Annotated in this window: 16 protein-coding genes; 5 read left to right on the top strand and 11 right to left on the bottom strand. The window is 66.6% G+C overall.

Annotated elements, in window-relative coordinates; translation table 11 throughout:
* The 4 genes from VGH85_22255 to VGH85_22240 form a co-directional block, all read right to left on the bottom strand.
* The coding region (locus VGH85_22255; GenBank protein ID HEY2176542.1) for a protease pro-enzyme activation domain-containing protein at positions 1 to 713 on the bottom strand (713 nt) is incomplete at its 3' end.
* 218 nt (positions 714 to 931) lie between these two features.
* The gene (locus tag VGH85_22250; GenBank protein HEY2176541.1) at positions 932 to 2,416 is read right to left on the bottom strand and encodes a hypothetical protein; all 1,485 of its coding nucleotides are present in this window, start codon (positions 2,414 to 2,416) and stop codon (positions 932 to 934) included.
* Positions 2,417 to 2,476: 60 nt separating this feature from the next.
* A complete protein-coding gene (locus VGH85_22245; GenBank protein ID HEY2176540.1) occupies positions 2,477 to 3,580 on the bottom strand; it encodes a GGDEF domain-containing protein in 1,104 nt (367 codons plus the stop codon).
* Positions 3,581 to 3,638: 58 nt separating this feature from the next.
* Complete coding sequence (locus tag VGH85_22240; GenBank protein HEY2176539.1) at positions 3,639 to 4,979, bottom strand: alpha/beta fold hydrolase; 1,341 nt, start codon at positions 4,977 to 4,979, stop codon at positions 3,639 to 3,641.
* A gap of 95 nt (positions 4,980 to 5,074) precedes the next feature.
* Between VGH85_22240 and VGH85_22235 the strand changes: the two genes are divergently transcribed.
* The 3 genes from VGH85_22235 to VGH85_22225 all read left to right on the top strand — a co-directional run bounded on the left by VGH85_22235 (position 5,075) and on the right by VGH85_22225 (position 7,338).
* Complete coding sequence (locus VGH85_22235; GenBank protein HEY2176538.1) at positions 5,075 to 5,965, top strand: YhjD/YihY/BrkB family envelope integrity protein; 891 nt, start codon at positions 5,075 to 5,077, stop codon at positions 5,963 to 5,965.
* Positions 5,962 to 6,858, top strand: a complete 897-nt coding sequence (locus tag VGH85_22230) for a YhjD/YihY/BrkB family envelope integrity protein (protein HEY2176537.1) — start codon at positions 5,962 to 5,964, stop codon at positions 6,856 to 6,858. The genes VGH85_22235 and VGH85_22230 overlap by 4 nt, the downstream gene beginning before the upstream one ends.
* A gap of 267 nt (positions 6,859 to 7,125) precedes the next feature.
* On the top strand, positions 7,126 to 7,338 hold the full coding sequence (locus VGH85_22225) for a hypothetical protein (protein ID HEY2176536.1): 213 nt from the start codon (positions 7,126 to 7,128) through the stop codon (positions 7,336 to 7,338).
* 69 nt (positions 7,339 to 7,407) lie between these two features.
* Here the strand turns inward: VGH85_22225 and VGH85_22220 are convergent, their stop codons facing one another.
* The 3 genes from VGH85_22220 to VGH85_22210 all read right to left on the bottom strand — a co-directional run bounded on the left by VGH85_22220 (position 7,408) and on the right by VGH85_22210 (position 11,287).
* On the bottom strand, positions 7,408 to 8,319 hold the full coding sequence (locus VGH85_22220) for a hypothetical protein (protein HEY2176535.1): 912 nt from the start codon (positions 8,317 to 8,319) through the stop codon (positions 7,408 to 7,410).
* Positions 8,320 to 8,709: 390 nt separating this feature from the next.
* Positions 8,710 to 9,489, bottom strand: a complete 780-nt coding sequence (locus VGH85_22215; protein HEY2176534.1) for a hypothetical protein — start codon at positions 9,487 to 9,489, stop codon at positions 8,710 to 8,712.
* Between the two features lie 10 nt (positions 9,490 to 9,499).
* Positions 9,500 to 11,287 (bottom strand): tetratricopeptide repeat protein, encoded by a 1,788-nt coding sequence (locus tag VGH85_22210; GenBank protein HEY2176533.1) that lies wholly within the window; start codon positions 11,285 to 11,287, stop codon positions 9,500 to 9,502.
* A 181-nt stretch (positions 11,288 to 11,468) separates the two neighbouring features.
* Between VGH85_22210 and VGH85_22205 the strand changes: the two genes are divergently transcribed.
* Positions 11,469 to 11,714, top strand: a complete 246-nt coding sequence (locus VGH85_22205; protein ID HEY2176532.1) for a hypothetical protein — start codon at positions 11,469 to 11,471, stop codon at positions 11,712 to 11,714.
* Positions 11,715 to 11,892: 178 nt separating this feature from the next.
* On the opposite strand, the gene VGH85_22200 is transcribed toward VGH85_22205, so the two are convergent.
* Together VGH85_22200 and VGH85_22195 are read right to left on the bottom strand one after the other, a co-directional pair.
* Positions 11,893 to 13,335, bottom strand: coding sequence for a hypothetical protein (locus VGH85_22200; GenBank protein HEY2176531.1), 1,443 nt, complete (start codon positions 13,333 to 13,335; stop codon positions 11,893 to 11,895).
* Positions 13,336 to 13,571: 236 nt separating this feature from the next.
* A complete protein-coding gene (locus tag VGH85_22195; GenBank protein ID HEY2176530.1) occupies positions 13,572 to 14,507 on the bottom strand; it encodes an SDR family NAD(P)-dependent oxidoreductase in 936 nt (311 codons plus the stop codon).
* 145 nt (positions 14,508 to 14,652) lie between these two features.
* Between VGH85_22195 and VGH85_22190 the strand changes: the two genes are divergently transcribed.
* Complete coding sequence (locus VGH85_22190; GenBank protein ID HEY2176529.1) at positions 14,653 to 15,291, top strand: TetR/AcrR family transcriptional regulator; 639 nt, start codon at positions 14,653 to 14,655, stop codon at positions 15,289 to 15,291.
* A 336-nt stretch (positions 15,292 to 15,627) separates the two neighbouring features.
* Here VGH85_22190 and VGH85_22185 read toward each other — a convergent pair whose 3' ends face one another.
* On the bottom strand, positions 15,628 to 16,110 hold the full coding sequence (locus VGH85_22185) for a hypothetical protein (protein ID HEY2176528.1): 483 nt from the start codon (positions 16,108 to 16,110) through the stop codon (positions 15,628 to 15,630).
* A 14-nt stretch (positions 16,111 to 16,124) separates the two neighbouring features.
* Positions 16,125 to 19,211: RHS repeat-associated core domain-containing protein (locus VGH85_22180; GenBank protein ID HEY2176527.1), on the bottom strand; the 3,087-nt coding region annotated here is incomplete at its 5' end.

Here is a 19,211-nt window from a genome sequence, read left to right as displayed (position 1 = left end):
TTGCCCAGGTTCGTCGAGGGCGCGTCGTAGATCGACCAGAGGTCCCTGATGCTGAGGAGCCCCGTCTTCGGGACGTTCCCGCTCGTCGGGACGGCCGACGTCGTCGGCGCGCCGGTCGCCTGCACGCGCGGGATGTGGAGCCGGTTGAAGTTGTTCAGCCCCAGAACGTCGGAGATCCCGAGCGAGGCGGGCACCGTCGGCGCAACCGTGTTGGCGTAGAAGCTCCGGCCGGCGGCGGTGTAGTTGTTGAGCGGCGTGCCGAACACCGTCGCGACCTGCGCGGCGCTCCCGCTGGCGAGCAGGTAGTTGGTCGCGCCTTCGACCGACGTCACGGTGAGGCCACCGGCCTGCAGCCACGACTGGGCCGCCTGGAAGCTCGCGGCCGGGACGCCGAACTGCGAGTTGAACGTGCCCGGATCGAGGTAGTTCCCGTAGTTCGGACTGGAGGGGTCGTACAGCTGCTTGGCGTACGCGTCCTCCGCAGCCTGGTTCGGGTTCGACAGGAAGACGCCGACCGTCACCGTCTGCGTCGCCGGAACCGACCCGGTCAGGGTCGCGAGGCCGAGGTTGTGGACGACGTCGTTCGAGAGTGTGGTGGTGGCGCCGCCGATGGCATGGGCGGGGCTTCCTGCGCCGAAGAGCACTGCGCAGCCGACCGCTACGAGCCCCAGAAGCGCTCGCTGCGGGCGTAGGCCTCGATGGCCTGCTTGCATTGGATCCTCCTCCGAGGGGTGACAGAGCTGGGAAATGCAGCGCAGGGTTTTACCACCAAGTTGGAGGTTTCTAAACCTCTAATTTCCACAGACTTCCGATTGACTATTCAGTCAATAATTGCCCTCGGAATTGACTGACGATTCAATCAGCGCGCAGAACGAGACAGGCCCAGCGCGCGCCGGGCCTGTCCCTCGTCCTGAGCTGCCTGTCGGACCGGCTAGCTCGTACAGCCGGCGATGGAGTTCGTCGGCTCGCAGTTGTCCGGGTTGTTGTCGGCGACCTTCGTTTGCGACAGCGTCACGGTGCCGCTCGTGTTGAAGATGCCACCGCCGTGCGCGGCGCTGTTGTGGCGCACCTCGCTGTGTGTCAGCGTGATGTCTCCGCCCGGGAAGGACATCTGGCCCACGGTCAACCCGTTGGCGATGCCGCCGCCGTTCCCGCCGGCGCTGTTGTGGTTCACCTTGCTGTGATCGATGTTCAAGGCGGAGGCCGGAACCGCGCCGGGCGGGCCCTGAACGTTGAAGATCCCGCCGCCGGAGCCGGCGGGGCCGCTCGCGAGCGCGGAGTTGTGGTTCACCTGGGAGTGGCGGATGGTCATGTTTGCATGGTTCAGGATCCCGGCGCCAATCCCGTTCGGGGTGATGTTGCCGTTCACCTTGCTGTGATCGATCAGGGCCTCGCTGCCGTTCGCGATGCCTCCGGCCGCGAGGGGCGGCCCTTCTCCTCCAGGGCCTGCAGTGGCCGTGTTGCGGTTGACCTCGCTGTGGCTCACCGTCAGGTGGGCCGTCCCGGGACCGCCCTGGTTCCCGCTGGCGATGCCTCCTCCGTTCAGGGCGCTGTTGCCATCGACCCGGCTGTGTTTCACCGTGGCGGTACCGAGGAGGTTCTGGATCCCGCCGCCACCGGCCTTCGGGGCCGTGTTGCCGTTGACCTTGCTGTGGTCGACGGTCAGCACGGTCTCCCCGCCGAGCCCGATGTAATCGCCGCTGGCGATCCCTCCGCCTGCGAATCCCTGCGCGGTGTTGCCGTTGACCTCGGTGTGGTCGATCGCCGCGGTGCCGTCGAGGTTCAGGATGCCGCCGCCGCCCAGTCCGCCTTCACCCTCCTCACTCGCCTCGAGGGTCTGTTGGTTGCCGTTCACCGAGCAATGGCCCAGCGTGAGCGACGACACGTTGTTCGCCGGCTCGAGTTGGTTCGTGATGCTGCCGCTGGCGATGCCGCCGCCCGCGAGGATCGCTGCGTTGTGGGTCACCCGGCTGTGGTCCAGCATCACGGTGCCGGCGAAGTTCGCGATCCCTCCGCCGAGGTCGGCCGACCCGCCGGTGATCGTCAGGTCGTGCGCCGACAAGCTCCCGGGAGCGTCGACCTCGAAGTCTCGGAACGAGTCGGTTCCGTCGATCGTGGCCTTATTGCCCTTGATCTTGATCGCCGTGGTGATCGCGGGCAGCCCGTTCTCACTGCTGTCGGGGCTGCTCGTCAGCTGATAGTCGCACCCGTGCGCGAGGTCGAGCACGCCGCCCCCGGCCGAGTTCGCAGCGTCGATTGCCGCCACCAGCGCGGCCTGGCTGCACGCCACCTTCACGTGCTTGCCGGGATGTCCGGGCGGCTTCGCAACGGCCGCGGCAACCAGAAACATCGCCACGACGAATGCACCCACCGTTGTCATGACGAGCCGACTCAGCGGAACATCGATCCGTCTCATCTTTTCCCCTTCCCTCGCTTCAATCGCAATCAGGAAGGCTAACTTCCTCAGGGGGCGGTTCTACACACCTGCCGCCCGGGAGCGCTGGATCTTCCCAGCGCCTTCCCGAACCCGCTCGACCACGGCAGCATTACGCGTCTGCTTGGCCTTCTTGACGAGCCGGCTCGCAGCCTCGAGGGCGTCCTGGCCGGGGCGGCCATCGTCGAGTAGCACGGCTCCCACCGAGCCCGTGATCGTCCGCGGCCGCCCGTCGACCGCGAACGGCCGCGTCGCGAGGAGTAGGCGGAGACGCTCGGCGAAGTCGGCCAGCTCCGCGCGCTCGACCTGCGGGGCGAGCACGACGAACTCCTCGCCGCCCCAGCGAAAGACGAGGTCGCTCGCGCGCAGCGCGCCGCGCAGCCTGCTGTGAACGTCGACGAGCAGGCGGTCGCCGGCCGCATAGCCGTACGTGTCGTTGACGGACTTGAAGCGGTCGAGGTCGAGGAAGCAGAGCGCAGCCGTTCGTCCGCCGCGCCTGATCCGTGCCTGCTCGGAGGTCAGCGCCTCGGTGAGCGCGTAGCGGTTCGGCGCGCTCGTCAGCGCGTCGACGCGCGCGCGCGAGCGCTCCCCGGCGAGGGTCAGCTCCAGGCGGCGGCGGAACCGGTTCGCCCAGGCGGCGACGAGCAGCAGTCCGGCGGCGAAGGCGAGAGCGAGGCCCGGTGCGGTCTCGAAGACGTAGAGGAAGACGACGAGCAGCGGGGCAGGCAGGAACCAGACGGCGCCGAGCGGGCGCCAGGCGGCAAGTAGCTCCTGCCGCAGCTTGAGGCCGGAACCGAGTGCGCGGAGCAGCACCCTCCCGTTCAGGGCGAAGCCGATCGTCAAGCCGACGACCGCCGCAACCACCGCGCCGGAGACGCCGTCGTGCGACAACTGCTGTCCGACAAGCCCGACCGTGAGCCCCTGCAGCGCGCCGGCGACCGCGCACAGAGCACGCTTTCGCCAGGGGTCGCCGGTCGTGAACGCCTCGGTCGACGCGCCGGCGCACGCGCCGGCGAGCGGACCGCCGACGAGTGCCGCGGCAACAAGGAACGGGCCGGCCAGCGAGACACGCGTCCGGCGGCCGACGACGACGTCGAGCTGCTCGGCAAGAGCCGTCAGCACGACAAGGACCAGGGCAGCCGCCATGCGAACACTTCCACCGCCCGCGCGGCCTTTCCTCTCACCCGAATGAGGGAAGTTCGGGCTAGGAGCCGAGGAGGAAGTGCGCCACGGCCTTCCGGCCGACCTCGCTCACTGCCCGCGACTGCACCGAGTGGCCTGCCCCCGGGACGACGACCAGCTTCCCGTGCGGAGTCAGGGCGAGCTGCTGCCGCGCCCAGGTGAGCTGCGTCGACAGGTCGTGGTTGCCTTCGACGAGCAGCGTCGGTACGCGCAGCTTGCCGCGCGGCAGAGGCGTCGGCGCGGTCGGCGCCCACGGCAGGCACTGCTGCACGAAACCGTTGCCCGAGGCCGTCTGCCGGTCGAACGGGTAGAGCTTCCTGGCCGGGATCCGCGCGACGGCGGCACGGAGCTTCGCCGCGCGGCCCGCGAGCGGTGCCGCCGAGGTTCCCCAGGGGAAGCGCCAGTCGGCGCAGAGCGTGCTCGCATGCAGGCCCTGGTCGAGTAGGTCGGCCGGGTACCGCTGGAAGCGCACAGCGGCGGCGAGGAAGGCGTTCAGCTGCTTCCGGTTGCCATGGCTCGCCGCGTGCAGTGCAGCGGGCACGTTCCAGTACGTGCGGTACGTCGGGTCGGCGATGCTGTCGAACGTCAGCGCGTCGAACAGCCGCGGCCCGAGATGGTCGCGGCGAACGACGGTCGCGAGGTCGGCGACGCAGCCGGCGCCGCAGACCGAATGGAGGACCCGCCGCACGGCCGCGAACTCCGCGACGCCGAGGTCGGTCTGCCCCACCTGTGGCACGACCGAGTCGAGCACGAGCTTCGAGACGTGTGACGGATGGGCCAGCCCGTAGCGCTCGCCGACGTACGTGCCGTACGAGATCCCGTCGAGCGACCACTTGTCGACGCCGAGCGCCCGGCGCAGAGCCTCCATGTCGGCGACGGTGTCGTCGGTGCCGAAGAACTGACGCCGCGATCCGAGCTTGCGGGCGCAGGAACGAACGGCCGAGGCAGTCGGCGGCGTGAGGTCCGAGCTCCCCATCTGGTGTTGCAGCGACCTGCAGTCGAGTGCGCCGGCGCCCGTCCCGCGCTGGTCGAAGACGACGATGCGGTATTGATCCTGCTCGGCCGAGAGCGCCCTGGAGACATAGCCGTGGATGATCGGCAGCCCCGGCTGTCCCGGCCCGCCCGAGAGCACGAGGAGCACCCCGCGTGGCGCGTGGACGTTGTCGCCCATACTCACTTGCAGGTGTAGCTTCCCCCGCCCCGGATGCGCGCGGTCGAGCAGAACGTCGAGGGTCGCGCACGTGTACCCGGTGGCGCCGGGACACGCGTGGGAGTCGTGCAGCCGGGAGCTGCGAGCGGACGCAGGCGCGGCAACCACGACCGCGGCGACGACCAGCATCGGGAGCAGGAGACGAATCCGCATGTGCTCCTACCGACGCGAGATCGGCCCGACAGTTAGGGCGAGCATCATCCCGCCGAGATGATGGTCGTGTGACACGGCACTTCTACGCTCATGCGGTGGAGGATGCGCGCCAACGGGGCAGGCGGGAGCGCATGCGTCAGCGCCAGCAGGCGCTGCAGGCCCGGATGGATCGTCTCTCGGAGCAGGCGCAGGAGGAGCGGGGCCGACGGGGGTGGCTCGACGCGACCTTCGATGTGGTCGACCGCGACGGCGAGGTGGCCGGCGGCATCATCGCGGGCGCGCTCGCCTACCGGTTCTTCTTCTGGCTCCTGCCGGCCGGGCTGGTGTTCGTCGGCGGCCTCGGGGTCGTTGCCGATGCCATCTCCGACTCGCCCAAACAGGTCGCCGGCAACCTCGGGATCGGCGGCATCATCTCGAGCTCGCTGCACAGCGCCTCGAACTCCCATTCCGCCTGGTACGCGCTCATCGTGGGAGTGCCGATCCTGCTCTACGCGACGCGGAGCGTCCTCCGTGTCCTCATCGGGACGCACCGTCTCGCCTGGGGAGACGTCCGGGACGCGCGGCCCAAGCCGACGTACCTCGATGCGGCGAAGTTGCTCGCCGTGCTGACCGCCTACTTCGTGCTCGCGGGCTTTGCCGGCTGGGCGCGTGCGCGGTCGCCGGGAGCTGGACTGGTCGCCACCATTCTCCTGATCGTGGCGTTCACGGGGCTCTGGCTCTGGACCTCGACCCGACTGCCGCACCGTGACGCGGTCTGGGTGGATCTCCTGCCGGGTGCGCTCGCCGTCGGGATCGGCGTCGGGATCCTGCAGCTACTGGCCGCGTACCTCCTCGCGCCCTACGCGCTGGAGAAGCAGGGAACCTACGGCGCACTGGGTCTCGCCGCGGCGGTGCTCCTGAGCCTGTGGGCGGTGGGGCGCCTTGTGATCGGAGGTGCGGAGATCAACGCAACCCTGTGGGAGCGCAAGCGGAGGGAGAGCGGATGAGCAGGGAACCGGGGCGCATCGGCACACGGGTCGGCAGGATCAGAGACTGGCTCGGGAGGCAGACCGACTCCTGGATCGGCCGGCTCTCCTTCCTGTGGTTCAAGCGCTACATGGAGGCGAGCAAGAACTCCGGCGCCTCGACGACGGCCTATTTCATGCTCTCGGTGGTGCCGACCGCGCTCGTGGCGATCGCACTCTTCGGCCAGGCGGGCGGCGACACGAATGCCCTCGCGGAGCGCCTCATCACGCGCATGCATCTCACCGGCGACGTTGCCGAGATCGTGCGTCAGACCTTCGGCACCGCCGCCGACAACACGCTCGCGGCAACCGTTGCGGTGGTGATCAGCTTCCTCTTCTGGGGCATCGGGATCGGTCAGCTCTACCGCGACGTCTACACGCGATCTTGGCGGGTGGAGACCGCTCAGGCGAGTGACCAGGTGCTGTTCACGATCTGGTACTTCGTGACCTGCGGCTTCCTCGGGGCCATGTTCCTGGCGACGACGGAGACGGCGTCTTCCAACCGCGTGCTCTTCATCCCTCTCTGGCTCGGCGCCTCGATCGTCTACTGGCTCTGGACGCCGCGCTTCCTGCTGCACAAGAACGTGCCGGCGAGGAAGCTCCTCCCGGGAGCCGTTCTCGGAGCCTTCGTGCTCGGCGGGACGATCGGAACAGCGCCGCTCTGGATGGGGCCGACTCTGAACCAGAACGCCAAGGCGTTCGGCCCCTTCGGCGTCGTCCTCGCGGTGCTCGCGTTCATGTTGATCGCAATCACGATCTCGATGGTCTGCGCCGTCTTCGGGCCGGTGTGGGAGGAGTTCCGGCAGCTGGAGAGCGAGCGGAAGGCGGCTGAGGCGAAGGTGCCGACGCCCAAGGCGGCCGCAGAGCCCCTCTAGCCGGAGTCGAGCTCTCCCGACTCTTCGCACTCCACGCAGACCCATTCACCCACGTGTTCGTCCCGTGCGCTCAGGCCGGACGGGACCATGGTCACGCCGCACGTCGGGCAGATCGGCGGCTGTTCGTCATCCAGGCGAGAGCCTTTGGGAAGCACTTCATCCGATGTTAAGGCGAGCCGGCCGGCCAGCGGAGTCCATGCGTACCCTGGATAGGTGATCAGGGTCTCCTGCGAAGCGTGCGGTTGGGTCGCGATTACGAGCCAGCCCGTGAACGACGTCTGGCGTGAGCACGAGGCGGGGTGTCCTGCCTTCGGTGGCGCCGTTCGCCACCTCCCGGATCTGCCGCCGCTGCGGCGCAGCCTCCTGCCGCCGGTGAACCTGTGCCGTCACCGACCGGTGCGCCGTCAGATCGCCGTGACTCCGGCGGGCATGAAGAAGTACGCGGTCATGTGTGAGCTCTGCGGTCGCCTCGTCGGCTGACCGCCCGCCACGGAGTCTGCGCCGAAGGACGGGGGGTGGGCACCGGGCGGTGCCCACCCCTCGTGTTCGCTACTTGACGATGTGGTCGCAGTAGGTCGCTCCGGGGAAGACGCCATCCTCCGGACACTTCTGGGTCTGCGCGAACTGGTTCGCCTTGCCGAAGTTGTCGACGGTGCCGGGGTAATTGACGCCGTAGTTGAACGCCGCCCCGTCCCACGAGAACCAGGGGTAGATGCAGTACGGGCCGCCGTACTTCGTGCAATCGGTCGGCCCGACGAATGAGTTGCCGAGCACCTCGGCTTTCCCGCCGGTGTCCGAGACCACCGCCCAGTTCTGCGGGTGTGAGCCGTTGCCGAACGTCGCGTCGAAGATCCGGATCGGCTGGAAGCCGGCCCAGTTGTCGGAGTTGAACGAGCCACAGAACGTCTGGCCCGGAACGCAGAACTGGCCGGGATGATCGCCGTAGAGATCCGAGTGGCCGATCTCCCAGACGAACGCCATCGGCGTGTCCCAGACGCCGCCCCAGTCGAGCGCGTTGCCGATCTGGTTCGTCGAGAACTCCGGGGTCAGCGGCCCGTCCTTCTGGCTGTTTAGCACGAGGACGCTCGACGTCGTGTGGCTCGTCTCGTCAGTGACCTGCTCCTGGTAAGCGGCCGTGGGCGATGGAGCCCAGATGTGAACGTCGACGACGTCGTGGGCGTGCATCACGAACGGGTTCTTGCCCGAGGCGTCCGTGAGCATGCCGTTGAACGCAGCGGGCTCGGTGATCTGCTTCCCCTGCTGCTCGAGCGTCCAGACGGGCGAGCACGCGGTGTAGACGTTCGGCTCCTGCGCGACGTTGAAGCCACCGTTGGCAGTGCACTGCTTTGTGAACGAGTCGGGATAGAACTGCAGCTCGAGGAAACCCTCGCCGCCGAGCTTCTTCGGGTTCGAGTCCTTGACCGTGCCCCCGAACCAGAACGTCGGCCCCACGCTCGACACCGGGACTGTTCCGTCAGCGGGCAGGGCGACGCGCCACGTGATGTTCTGCGCCGAGCCGGACGCTGACGAAACGGGATCGAGCTCCGGCTCGTCGTGACCGGTGCAGCCTGCCGTGTAGTACTCCGACCAGTCGCTGTCGTCAGCGCTCAGACCGCCGATTACGTGCGCGAGACAGGCGGCCGTGCCTGCGCCGGCGGTTCCCGAAGTGACGGCTCCCGCGCCTGCCGTCGTGCGGGCGGCCCCGGCGGACGCGCTCAACCCGAGCACGACCGTAGAGACTGCTGCGAGCAAGGCAAACCTCACTCGAGTCATCTGCTACCCCCTTCTGGGTTGTCTCCTCTGCTGGCCCTGAGTGGAGACTAACGCTCGGCCCTGCGAGGAGGTCGGCGGCTAGTTGGCGGGAGGCGGCGGGTTGTACGGCGGGCAGTCGCAGGGAGGGTTCTCTGCCTTCCCGTCCCACTTGACGAAGGTGACCGGCCCGAGCGCCGCGGGTGACACCATGGGAAGCCGCGTCGAGCCGTCCATGGTGAATGCGGCCGGGCTGTACCCGTTAGGCGGGAAGAGCTCCATGTCGAGCAATCCCATGTGCATGTAGGAGTCGGCAACCAACTGCGCGCAGAAGTACGTGCCGAAGAAGAACGACGCCCGGTCCTGTCCCGCCAGGAACGTCGCCCCCAGCCCCGTGACCTCAGGATCCTGACCGAACTGGGACGTCCCGGTGGGGAACGGCATGGCGTCGATCCGGTTGATGAAACGGCGCAACGCGCCGAACCGATCCGACGTCACAGCAGGTTGGAGCTGGCGGAGCCAGAAGCCACCCATGTCGGTCTTGGTCGAGTAGTAGGCAAGGACGTCGTCAAGCACGGAGACGCGGCACCCAGGATGGGTGCCATCCGCGTACTTCCCGTAGATCCTGTTGTCCGGATCGGTCGCGTACGGATCCGGGAAGCAGAGGCCCCCGTCACCCGGGGCGTCCCAGAAGAACAGGTCGTCCTCGTCGGCTATGACCATCCCGATGTGGGAGTACGGGGGCCAGCCCTCCGCGAGCTCGAGGTTCTCGACCATCACGCCGGCCTGAGAGCTTCCGTGCAGGAAGAAGAGGTCGCCCGTACCGAGCTGCGGGCGCACCTGCGTGTAGGTGGTCGAGGGTTCGGTGGGCAGGGTCGACATGTGACCTCTTTCAGCTCGTCGGGGCGGCATCCGTCGCCGCGTCTTCTTCGTAACCCTCCCACCCCGCGAGGCGTAGCGCAGCGAAGAACCGTTCCACCGACTCCTCGGGGATGGACGCAAAGAGCGTCCGCAGCGTGGTGATGGACATGTTCGGCCAGGCCCGCAGCGTCTCCGCAAGAGCCGCACGCGCGCGCGGCAGGTCGCCCAGCAGCGCGGACGTGGCGGCGATATTCGAGTAGGCGGTCGCTGCCGCGGCCTCCGGATCGACCTCGAGCGCTCTTTCGCTCGCCTCTCTGGCCTCCTCGTAGCGGCCGGCGTTCCACAGGACGACCTGCTTGCCCGCATGAAAGGTCCACAACTGCGGATCGCGGGGGCTCAGGCGAATCGCGGTGTCGAGCTCTCGGAGTCCTTCCTCCGTCCGGCCCGCGATGCCGAGGAACTGCCCCAGGAGTGACCGCGCGACCGGCAGGCTCGGGTTCAGCTTCACCGCACGGCGGAGGTCGGCGACCACGTCGTCATATCTGCCCTGGACGGAGCAGGCAAGAGAGTGGAACAGGTAGCCGTTGGCCTCCATGGGATCACAGGCGACCGCCAACTCCGCGTGTTCGACCAGCCCGGCGAAGTCGGCGTCTCGATCGACCGTCCAGTGGTGCTGAAGCATCCGGTAGTGGCCGTGCGCGAGGTGCGCATGCCCGAAGGCCGACGCTGGATCGAGCTGGACGGCACGGGTCAAGAGCGCGACCGCCTGCTCGTTGTCGGCCCGCGTCGGGCGGCGAAGATGCCAAGTGCCGCGGAGGGCGTAGTCCCACGCGGTCAGGTCGGCAGGCGGCTGGCGCATGGCGCGTTCCGACATTGCCCGCAGGAGCTCCGGCCGCAGTGCGACCGAAATCGCCTGCGCGATCTCGTCGCCGGTCGCAAACGCGTCGTCCAACGTCGTGTTCCAGCGGTCCGCCCAGACATGCTGTCCAGTCTCAGCCTCGAGCAGCTGGGCGGAGATCCGTACCCGCTGGTCGACCCGTCGCAAGCTGCCGACCACCAGGTACTCGGCGCCGAGCTCCTTGCCGACGACGACCGGATCGATGGTCTGGCCTTTGTAGGTGAACGTCGAGTTGCGCGCGATTACCGGAAACTGGTGCCACATGGCGAGGTGCGTGATGAGATCGTCGACCAGGCCGTCGGCGAGGTACTCGGCGTCGGCATCACCCTCGGCCGTCTCGAACGGCATGACCGCGATCGCGGGCCAGGACGAGGTCGTCGGCCGAGCCGGCACCGTCTGACCGGGGACGTCGACGAAGAAGGCGTGGATCGGATGCGGAATGTTCTTGACGTACTGCGAGCCGATGTCCTCGAGCGACGGGGTGTCTCCAGCCTCGTCGCGAACGAGCGCGGAGATACAGATGCCGCCGGGACGTGCAAGCCGCTCGAGACGAGCCGCGATGTTGATCCCCGAGCCGTAGATCCGATCCGTGTCGACGACGACCTCGCCGCTGTGCACCCCCATGCGGAACTGCATCCGGCCCGCGGGATCGTATTGCTCGTTCGTGTCCAGGACGAACTCCTGAAACCGAAGCGACGCGTCGAGCGCGGAACCCGCGTTGCCGTATTCGAACAGGAAGTTGTCCCCGGGGGAGTCGACCAACCGTCCGCCGTGCTCGACCGCGATCTGCTCTGCCGCTTCGCGGAAGACCTTGATCGCCTGGATCGTGGCCAGCTCGTCGGCAGCCATGAGCCTGCTGTAACCCGTGGCATCGGCGCTGACGAGCGTGGCGTGCCGCCGCTCGACAGCGGTCATCACCATCGCGACTCACCGGACGCCAGCACGGCGTTCAGTCTCCTCCAATGAGTGCCGGCGTGCAAAGCGGAGCACCTCGAGGGCTTCCGCACCGATCGCGGGCAAAAGTGGAGGCGGTCGCGCGCCCAGGGTGCTTTGAGGTTAGGTTCTCCGAACGGGGTCTCTCAAGACGTGGAAAGGAACTCCCATGCCAAAGGTCGTGTTCACCCACGCGGTCGTCGACGTAGATCGCTGGTTGAAGGGCAAAGCTGATCGCGCCGCAGCCCTCGGTAGCAATGTGGTCGAAGACGGGAGCAACAACATCGCCATCACTGCCGACGTCGACGATTTCGCTGCACTGCAAGCGATGTTGGCGGCGCCGCCTGCCGAGGTTCAGGCACAGATGGACGAGCACGGGGTCGTCCCTCCCATCACGACCTACGTAGAGGCCTAGTCCGCCCCACTCAATCGAACTCGAGGGGCGCTTGCACTCCTAGCGCGGCCAAACCGAGATCGCAGCGCACCGTGCGGCCGGTGCCGAAACGGTGCCGCCTCTTTGGGCAGAGGCAGTGCTAATGGGGAAAGAGCGAGGCCCGCCGGAGCGGGCCTCGTTGTACGGTAGGGAGCGACTCTTAAGGGATCGTGGTGAAGAATGCGTCGCTCGGGTCTGTGGCCCCGTCGACGGCCATACCGAAGAACGGCTGGAAGACGTTGCCGCTCGTGGTCATGCCTTCATAGTCGCCAACGAAGTAGCCGCCGGCGTCGGCTGCCTGCTCGAGGTCGAAGGGGCCGCCGACATGGGCTTCGTTCCCCCAGCTAGCCGCGTTCGCGCAGTTGGCGCTGCAGCGTACGAGCCACGCGTTTGTAGGCAGGCCGGGCGCATTGTCATTCTCGCGGAGGTCGTAATACGTCACTCCAACTGTGCCGTTCGCGGCAACGCCGAGCGTGGCGGTGAATGCTTGTTGATCGCCAGTCGGGATGTTCGTGGGAGTCTGATTGACCTTTACCGGCGCAGACCATGTCGCTCCGCCATCCGTCGACTGCGAGAAGAAGATCGAGTCGATCCCGTTCAGGCTGTCATCGTCCCAAGCCGCGTAGACGTTCCCGTTGTGCGGATCGACAGCAAAGTCCGGCAAGTCGCCGCCGCGGATCTGATGGCCGTTGTCAGGATCGGTTGGCCCAAAGAAGCTCGGGTCGATCCGCGCGATGACCGTCGCCTTCTTCGACCACGTCACGCCGTGATCGGACGACCGCACAACTGCGATCTGCGCGCCTCGCAGCGGCGCCTTATGGTCGGCAAACTGGACCATCCCGTCGAGCAGGTCGTGCGTAGCGTTCGGCAGGACCACGATGATGTTTCCGATCGTGCCGGCATGCGTGCCGGGGTCGTACGCGACACGGGCCGGCTCCCAACTCTGACCACCGTTCGTCGTGCGCGAGAACCACGTCTGCTCGACGTACGACGCAGCATGAAATCTCCCCTGGTCGCTCGCGTTGCGGCCGGGCGGCGACAGGAAGCGGTCCCAGACCGCATAGACACGGTTCGAGTCATATGGGTCCGCCGTGATCGACTCCTTGTCGAGGCCGGCCGTGTTGTCGGCCGTGACCTCCGTCGCCGGCGACCAGCTCTCGCCACCGTTCGTCGACTTGTTGACGATGACCGCGTTATGCGTGTCGAAGACGTCGAACGACAACGAAATCGAGTAGAGGTCTCCGTTCGGAGCGAAGGAGACCCACGGATCTGACGCCCTGTCGTAGGTGCCGCCGGAGCACAGGGTGTCCCCCGGGAGCGCGACCGGATGCCAAGTCTGCCCACCATCTTTCGACCAGCTGGCGACGAGGCCGCGAGCGCCGCCATCATTCCAACGGTCCTGCTGGTACGCCCCGACGATGTTGTTCGCGTCGGTCGGGTTGATCGTCGAACGCATTTCCGGCTCCGCATTCATGTAGAGCGTGCTACCCAACAGTGACTGCTGCGCACCCGCGTTGTCGGCCGTGCAACCACTGAACGGGCTCGGCCCAGACGCCACGACCACCCCGGCCCCGGCCGCAGCGGCCACGAGCGCCAGCGCCAACGCACACCCAATGCCAAACGTTACGAGACGTCTCCTCACCGTGTCCTCACTTTCTCGTGTGCGTCGACACTACTCCACACACGAACCTAGGCCGCCCGTGCGTGGGGACGATGAGCAGCAACGAGCGCTTTCTCGAACTCGCAAGGACGCTGGCCTGGGCCAGCGTTCCGGAATGACCCCTGAGGGCGAGAACGGGACTGGCGGGTTCGATGCCCTCCGTCAGGGGCGGCGAGGTGTCACGAGACTGCCACTGAGGTGATGAAGCGGTGGATGGCCTCGTTGGCGTTGTCCTGAAACGACGGGTTGACCAGGCCGGGGACGAGGTCTGCTTGGTTGACCATCGGACCATTCAGCTTGTTGGCCTCGCTGGCGTAGAACGCCCCGTTCGAGAGGGTCGGGTCGGTGACGCCATCGACGAGTCGCTTCGCCCCGACGTCGAGTTTGTGGGCGAGACCGAGGGCGGGCATGACGTACTTGGCGGCTACCCGGATAGGTAGGGGAAGGTCGCTGGCTGCTCCGGTGCCGGTGGTGTTGCCGGGGCTCACGGTGAGGAAGCGGCGGTCGGGATGTTTGCGGGCCAGGTAGGCCATCCAGAGGGCGCCGATGTACTTGGCCTGGCCGAAGGCCAGGTTGAAGTCGGGTTTGTGGCTGGCCCAGTAGGTGCCGTCGATGACGGTGGTGAGTTCGTCGGCTGAGGTTGAGACGAACGATGGCCCCTTCATCCGCAACTTCGGGACACCCCTGACTGCTTCGCTTCCCGCGAAGACCGCAACCTCGTCAAGCCGCCCCTCGGCCAGGAGCCCTTCGAGGAGGACGACGTGGCCAAGGACGTTCGTCGCGAACACGGTGGTGACCCCCTCAGTGGTCACGCCCAACGTCTGCGGGCCAATGACGCCTGCGTTCATGACCAGTGCGTCGACGGATCCGTCGATGTCGGCCAGGCTGGCGCGGACCGAGTCCAGATTGGCGACGTCCATGAGAACGATGTCGAAGATGTTCCGGCCGGTCTCAGTTTCGAGTTCGGCCTTCGCCGTCCTAGCCCGCTCCGCGTTCCGGCACGCCAGGTAGACGCGGCCGAACTCGGGGCGCAATGCCAGCTGCCGGGCTACCTCCTTGCCGATCCCGGCGTTGGCGCCCGTGATCAGTGCGGTCTTTTCCAGCGCTGTGCTCATAGGGATTCCCTCTCATCTCTTGTAGGCCCAGCCAGGCCGCGCCTAACGGGATCGCGGCTCAACCGTTTCGGAAGAATGGAACGTTCAGTCCACTCTGCCTAACAGTTTTTGGCATGTCAATGCCATTTCTCCTACACTCTGGCCGATGTCCTCGGGGAAATCTGGTGCCTCACGGTTGACGCCCAAGGGCGCAGCGACACGCGCACGCATCGTCGACGCCGCGGCAGAGCTGATCTTTCAGCAGGGTGTTGCTCGCACCACGATCGAGGAAGTGCGCGACGGTGCGCACGTGAGCAACTCGCAGCTCTACCACTACTTCGAGGACAAGCCAGCGCTGGTTCGCGCAGTCATCGAGCGCCAGACCGAAAGGGCAATAGGCACACAGGAGCAGTTCGACCTCAGCAGCCTCAATGGCTTACGGGAGTGGCGTGACTTTGTCGTTGATCACGCCCGCGACATCGGCGGCCGGGGAGGTTGCCCAGTTGGCTCGTTGGGTGCCGCGCTCGCCGAGACAGAGCCCGAAGCCAGGGCACTGGTTGCGGCGTCCTTCGCTCGCTGGGAGACCAGCATCATGGCTGGTCTTCTGCGGATGCACGAGCTCGGGGTACTAGCACCTGAGGCCGATCCGCGCCAGCTCGCCCTTGCCACGCTTGCCGCGCTTGAGGGCGGCCTCCTGCTCGCTCAGGTTCAGCGCGACCCCGAACCGCTCGCCGCCGCGCTCGACGCAATGATCACGCTCATCACGACCCTCAGCAGCACCACCAGCACTCCGCTCGACCACTGAGCGCGGACAGACCACCTACGGAAGGTGCCCCGTTGCGCGGACTGCCAGAGCGGCCAGTCTTGGACTGCTTGCGCCATTTCTATCCGCGAGGGAGGGCGTCGAATCGATTCGCGCTCGGCTGGGCCAGCGTCCTATCACCTGACTGCGGACAACTATTCCGATCGACGCGCTTTCCGATCTGTTCCGATCGAAAAGCGCCGATTTGCGGGGAAAGTGGAGGCGGCGGGAATCGAACCCGCGGAAGGTTCCCACCGTGTTCATGCGTGCCGGTTGCCAGAGGCGACCGTCGTCACCTACTCGACTATCGCAGCGAACGAGCGTTTCGGAAGTAGGCCGCTACTGCGATCTCTGGCGTGACCTCTGATCCAAGATCGAGTGTGCACGCCTATCCACGTCGGCGTTGCAATGCACCGCAGCGCTGAGCAGCAGCGACCCCCATTCCTCGGTTTTGCTGAATCGACCGACATAGAGCGGGACCAGATCCCCGTGCTTGTCGCTGACCAGGATCTTCCCCTGGTTCCCTGCACCGCGTACCGGCACCCACTTGATGCTCTTGAGATCCATGAGATCGACCGCTCGCCTCCAGGGCCCGATGGTTAGCTCGAGACGAGTAGGCGAGTAGTGAAGTCGCGGCAGAGCGGTCCAGAGAGCAAGACCGGTAGCCAGAACTAATAGCCAGCTGTACTTGACCCCGGTCACCCATCCTTCAGTACCGACGATCACGAGCCAGATGATCACGCCGACGCTAGCCGGTACGAGCGGACCGAGGAACGTCGGCCTAGCCACGCCCACGACTTCCGCAGTGCTGACGGAGTTCATTTCAGTATCCGCCACTACGGGGATGCGCCAGCCGAAGAGCCGATGACGGCACTCGTGTAAGCCTGGCCGTAGAGCCGAAGAGAATTCAGGCCGGGCTTATAGATGTTGGCGTACTTGTATGGCCTAAACCCGCGAAGCGGGAACAGATAACCGCCAAGTGCTCCGCCGACGCCCCCAGCTACCGTCCCAGCAACGAGGTTGCAGGTTACTGGAGTGCCGTGGATTAGGTTGCTGACGGCGGTTGCTGCGGCGCCGCCGAGGGCACCACATGCGCTCCATTCGACCCACGTGGCCCCTACGCACGCTCCGGTCACCAGTCCTCCGACCGCCCCGGACACTGTGGCTGCGCCGAGGCCCGACCATGAGAACGCGTGCTGTCCCGTCGCTGCTCCGTAGAGATAAGTGCCGCCTCCCACGACCCCGCCGACAAGACCACCGATCGCGGCGCCGACGCCTATGTCGATCCCAATCCCAAGACCGTACGGATCGACATAGTCGACCGGATCACCGTCAACGTAGGCATACGCGGCCTGGGTCTGGTCAACAGCAGGATCGACACTGCTGAACTGCCCGGTCGCGGGGTCGTAGTAGCGGTGTTGCAGGTAAAGCAGCCCCGATTCCGTGTCGGTGTACGAGCCGGCGAAGCCGAGTGGGTTGGCGGCTGTCCCGGTCGAGGCGCTGAGTGTCCCGTATGGGGTGTAGGTGTAGGTGCCAGCGAGCGTGCCGGATGCGTTCGTGAGCGCTCGGGTTGAGCCGAGCTCATCGTGGAGGTAGTAGAGGACGGTGCTGCCGTTGATCTGTTCGAGCGGGTGTCCGTCTGGCCCGTTGATGTAGTCGGTGCTGCCGTCGGCGAGTAGTTGTGGCGTTCCGCCGAGCCCTGACGGGCTCCAGGTCAAGGCTTCGGTGGTGTGGCCTGTCGCCTTGGAGACGCGGACTCCGTCGCCGTTGTAGGCGTAATTGGTCGACCCGTATGTGGTGACGCGGCCGAGCTGGTCGTAGCTGAGGGCGGTTGTGCCGCCTGGGCTGGTGATGGAGGTGCGGTCTCCGAGGCTGTCGTAGCCGTAGCTGGTCTGGGCGGGTTGGAGGGCGACCATGGCGGCGACGAGCGAGCCGGTCGTGGAGAAGGTGGCGGTGCGGGAGCCGGTGGAGCCGCTGCTTGTGAGTGCCTGGTCGGCGACCGCGCTTGCGATCGTGGGGCCGCCTGCCTGGCTTCGTTGCGTTGTCATTTGCGATGGGGCGGTCCAGGTCCCGGCAGCGGAAGAGTTGGCCGCCAGCGCGACCACCAACTCGTCTGTCCCCTTGGTAGCGGTAACCGATGGCGCGACCACCGAGGTGCCGGAGGCGGTGGTCCCGTTCGAGCTGGCATCGATCGGCGTGACCGGGTTTACGCCGCGGTAGACGATGAGGTTTGCGGCCTTGGCGAAGGTCTTGGAGAAGGTGACGGTGGCGGCTGTATCGCCTGTCTGGGCGGTGCGGCGGTAGAGGACGAGCTGGGTGTTCGATGCCCCTGCTCCTGAGCTGTAGGAGCCGACTTGGGTGTAGCCGCTGGGGGTCGACTTGATGGTCTGGTTGCCGGGCAGAGTTACGGCGAGCAGGATCTGGTCGTTTGCTTGGACGCCGGAGGGGAGGGTGAGCGTCAGGGTGGAGCCGGTGCCGTTGTCGCCGGCCGAGGTAGTGCCGACGCCGCTGATGGTCGAGACCTGGCTGGTGACCTGGTGCTGGGCGTTGAAGGTCTGGGCTGCCTGGGCGAGCTGTGTGGGATCGCCGGAGGCGTCGTAGCCGTAGCTGCCCGTGCTGGAGGTGCTAAGGCGGTCAAGCGGGTCGTAGTTGTAGCTTTGCGAGCTCGGTCCGGGAGTACCGGTGTCCGTCTCGGTTTGCACCTGGGAATCGGGGTTGTAGGTGTAGGTGGCGCTCGCCAGCGCGCTTGAAGGGTTCGCTGTCGGCGCGTCTTGGGTGGTGAGGAGATTGTCGGCGGTGTCGTAGGTCGAGCTGATCGTGGTCGAGTTCGGGTTGCTCTGGCCGGTCAGGTTGCCGTCGGCGTCGTAGCTGAAGTTGGTGCTATGGCCGAGCCAGTCGGTCACTATGGATTCGCGTCCGGCTCCGTCCCAGGTCTGATTGACCGTCTGGCTTCTGCCGGGATAGGTGATGCTGGTGATCTCGTTGTCGAGGTCGTAGCCGTAGCCGATGGTGGCGCCAGCGCCGTTTGTCGTTGAGGAGAGCCGCTCGAGCGAGTCGTAGCTGTAGCTCGTGGTGCCGCTGCCGTCGCTCATTGAGGTGCGCATGCCGTCGGCGTCGTAGGCGTAGCTGACGTTTGACGCTGCTGCATAGCCCGTGGCGGGGTTGGAGTAGGTGATCGCGGTCAGCTCGTTGGCCGCGTCGTATCCATAGGTGGCTTTACCGCCATTGGTGGTCAGGGTGCTGAGGTTGCCTGCCGGGTCGTAGGTGGAAGTCGTCGTGCCACTGGTGGGCTGGCTCTCCTGGATTTGTTCGTTGCGCGAGTTGAAGTAGTCGACGGTCGTCTGGCCGCCGGGGTCGATGCTCGTCGTGCAGTAGGTGGCTCCCGTGACCGAGCTCGAGCAGGCGCCAGTACCTGGCTGGATGTCGTAGTGATAGGAGGTGGTGGCTGCGTAAGCGGTGCCGTAGCCGGCGATCACCGTTGATTTGCGTGAGTCGGCGTCGTAGTTGGTCTTGGTGACGTTGCCGATCGGATCGGTGACAAGTGTCTGGTTACCGTCGCCGTCGTAGCCGTAGTCGGTCTCCTTCCCGCGCGGATCCGTGACAGAGGTGACGTCGCCGTCGGCGTTGTACGTCCAGGTAGACGTGTCAGCGACCCGTGGGTCGCCGGGCAGGGGGCATTGGACGCTGGCGGCGGTGGCATCTGGTGAGGTCTCGCAAGTCTTCCGGCCGAGCCGGTCGTAGACGAAGGCCGTGGTGTCGTTGAGGCCGCTGGTGGGATGGGTTGTGACGGTGGCGAGGTCGCCCTGGCCGTCGTAGGTGTAGTCGGTGACGTGTCCGGCCGGATCGGTGACCTCTGTGAGATCGCCGGCGTACCCGTCCGTGTAGCTGTACTTGGTCGTCGCGATCGGCGAGAGGCCAATCCC

It is taken from the genome of Mycobacteriales bacterium, from assembly GCA_036497565.1.
Lineage (GTDB): Bacteria > Actinomycetota > Actinomycetes > Mycobacteriales > QHCD01 > DASXJE01.
Note: the sequence above shows the minus strand (reverse complement) of the source record. Positions and strands in the feature narration are given on the sequence as shown.

Excerpts from the sequence above, each read along its gene's own strand:
- VGH85_22250 (HEY2176541.1), bottom strand. The coding sequence starts at position 2,416 with ATGAGACGGATCGATGTTCCGCTGAGTCGGCTCGTCATGACAACGGTG.
- VGH85_22245 (HEY2176540.1), bottom strand. The coding sequence starts at position 3,580 with ATGGCGGCTGCCCTGGTCCTTGTCGTGCTGACGGCTCTTGCCGAGCAG.
- VGH85_22240 (HEY2176539.1), bottom strand. The coding sequence starts at position 4,979 with ATGCGGATTCGTCTCCTGCTCCCGATGCTGGTCGTCGCCGCGGTCGTG.
- VGH85_22230 (HEY2176537.1), top strand. The coding sequence starts at position 5,962 with ATGAGCAGGGAACCGGGGCGCATCGGCACACGGGTCGGCAGGATCAGA.
- VGH85_22215 (HEY2176534.1), bottom strand. The coding sequence starts at position 9,489 with ATGTCGACCCTGCCCACCGAACCCTCGACCACCTACACGCAGGTGCGC.
- VGH85_22210 (HEY2176533.1), bottom strand. The coding sequence starts at position 11,287 with ATGGTGATGACCGCTGTCGAGCGGCGGCACGCCACGCTCGTCAGCGCC.
- VGH85_22205 (HEY2176532.1), top strand. The coding sequence starts at position 11,469 with ATGCCAAAGGTCGTGTTCACCCACGCGGTCGTCGACGTAGATCGCTGG.
- VGH85_22195 (HEY2176530.1), bottom strand. The coding sequence starts at position 14,507 with ATGAGCACAGCGCTGGAAAAGACCGCACTGATCACGGGCGCCAACGCC.
- VGH85_22190 (HEY2176529.1), top strand. The coding sequence starts at position 14,653 with ATGTCCTCGGGGAAATCTGGTGCCTCACGGTTGACGCCCAAGGGCGCA.
- VGH85_22185 (HEY2176528.1), bottom strand. The coding sequence starts at position 16,110 with ATGAACTCCGTCAGCACTGCGGAAGTCGTGGGCGTGGCTAGGCCGACG.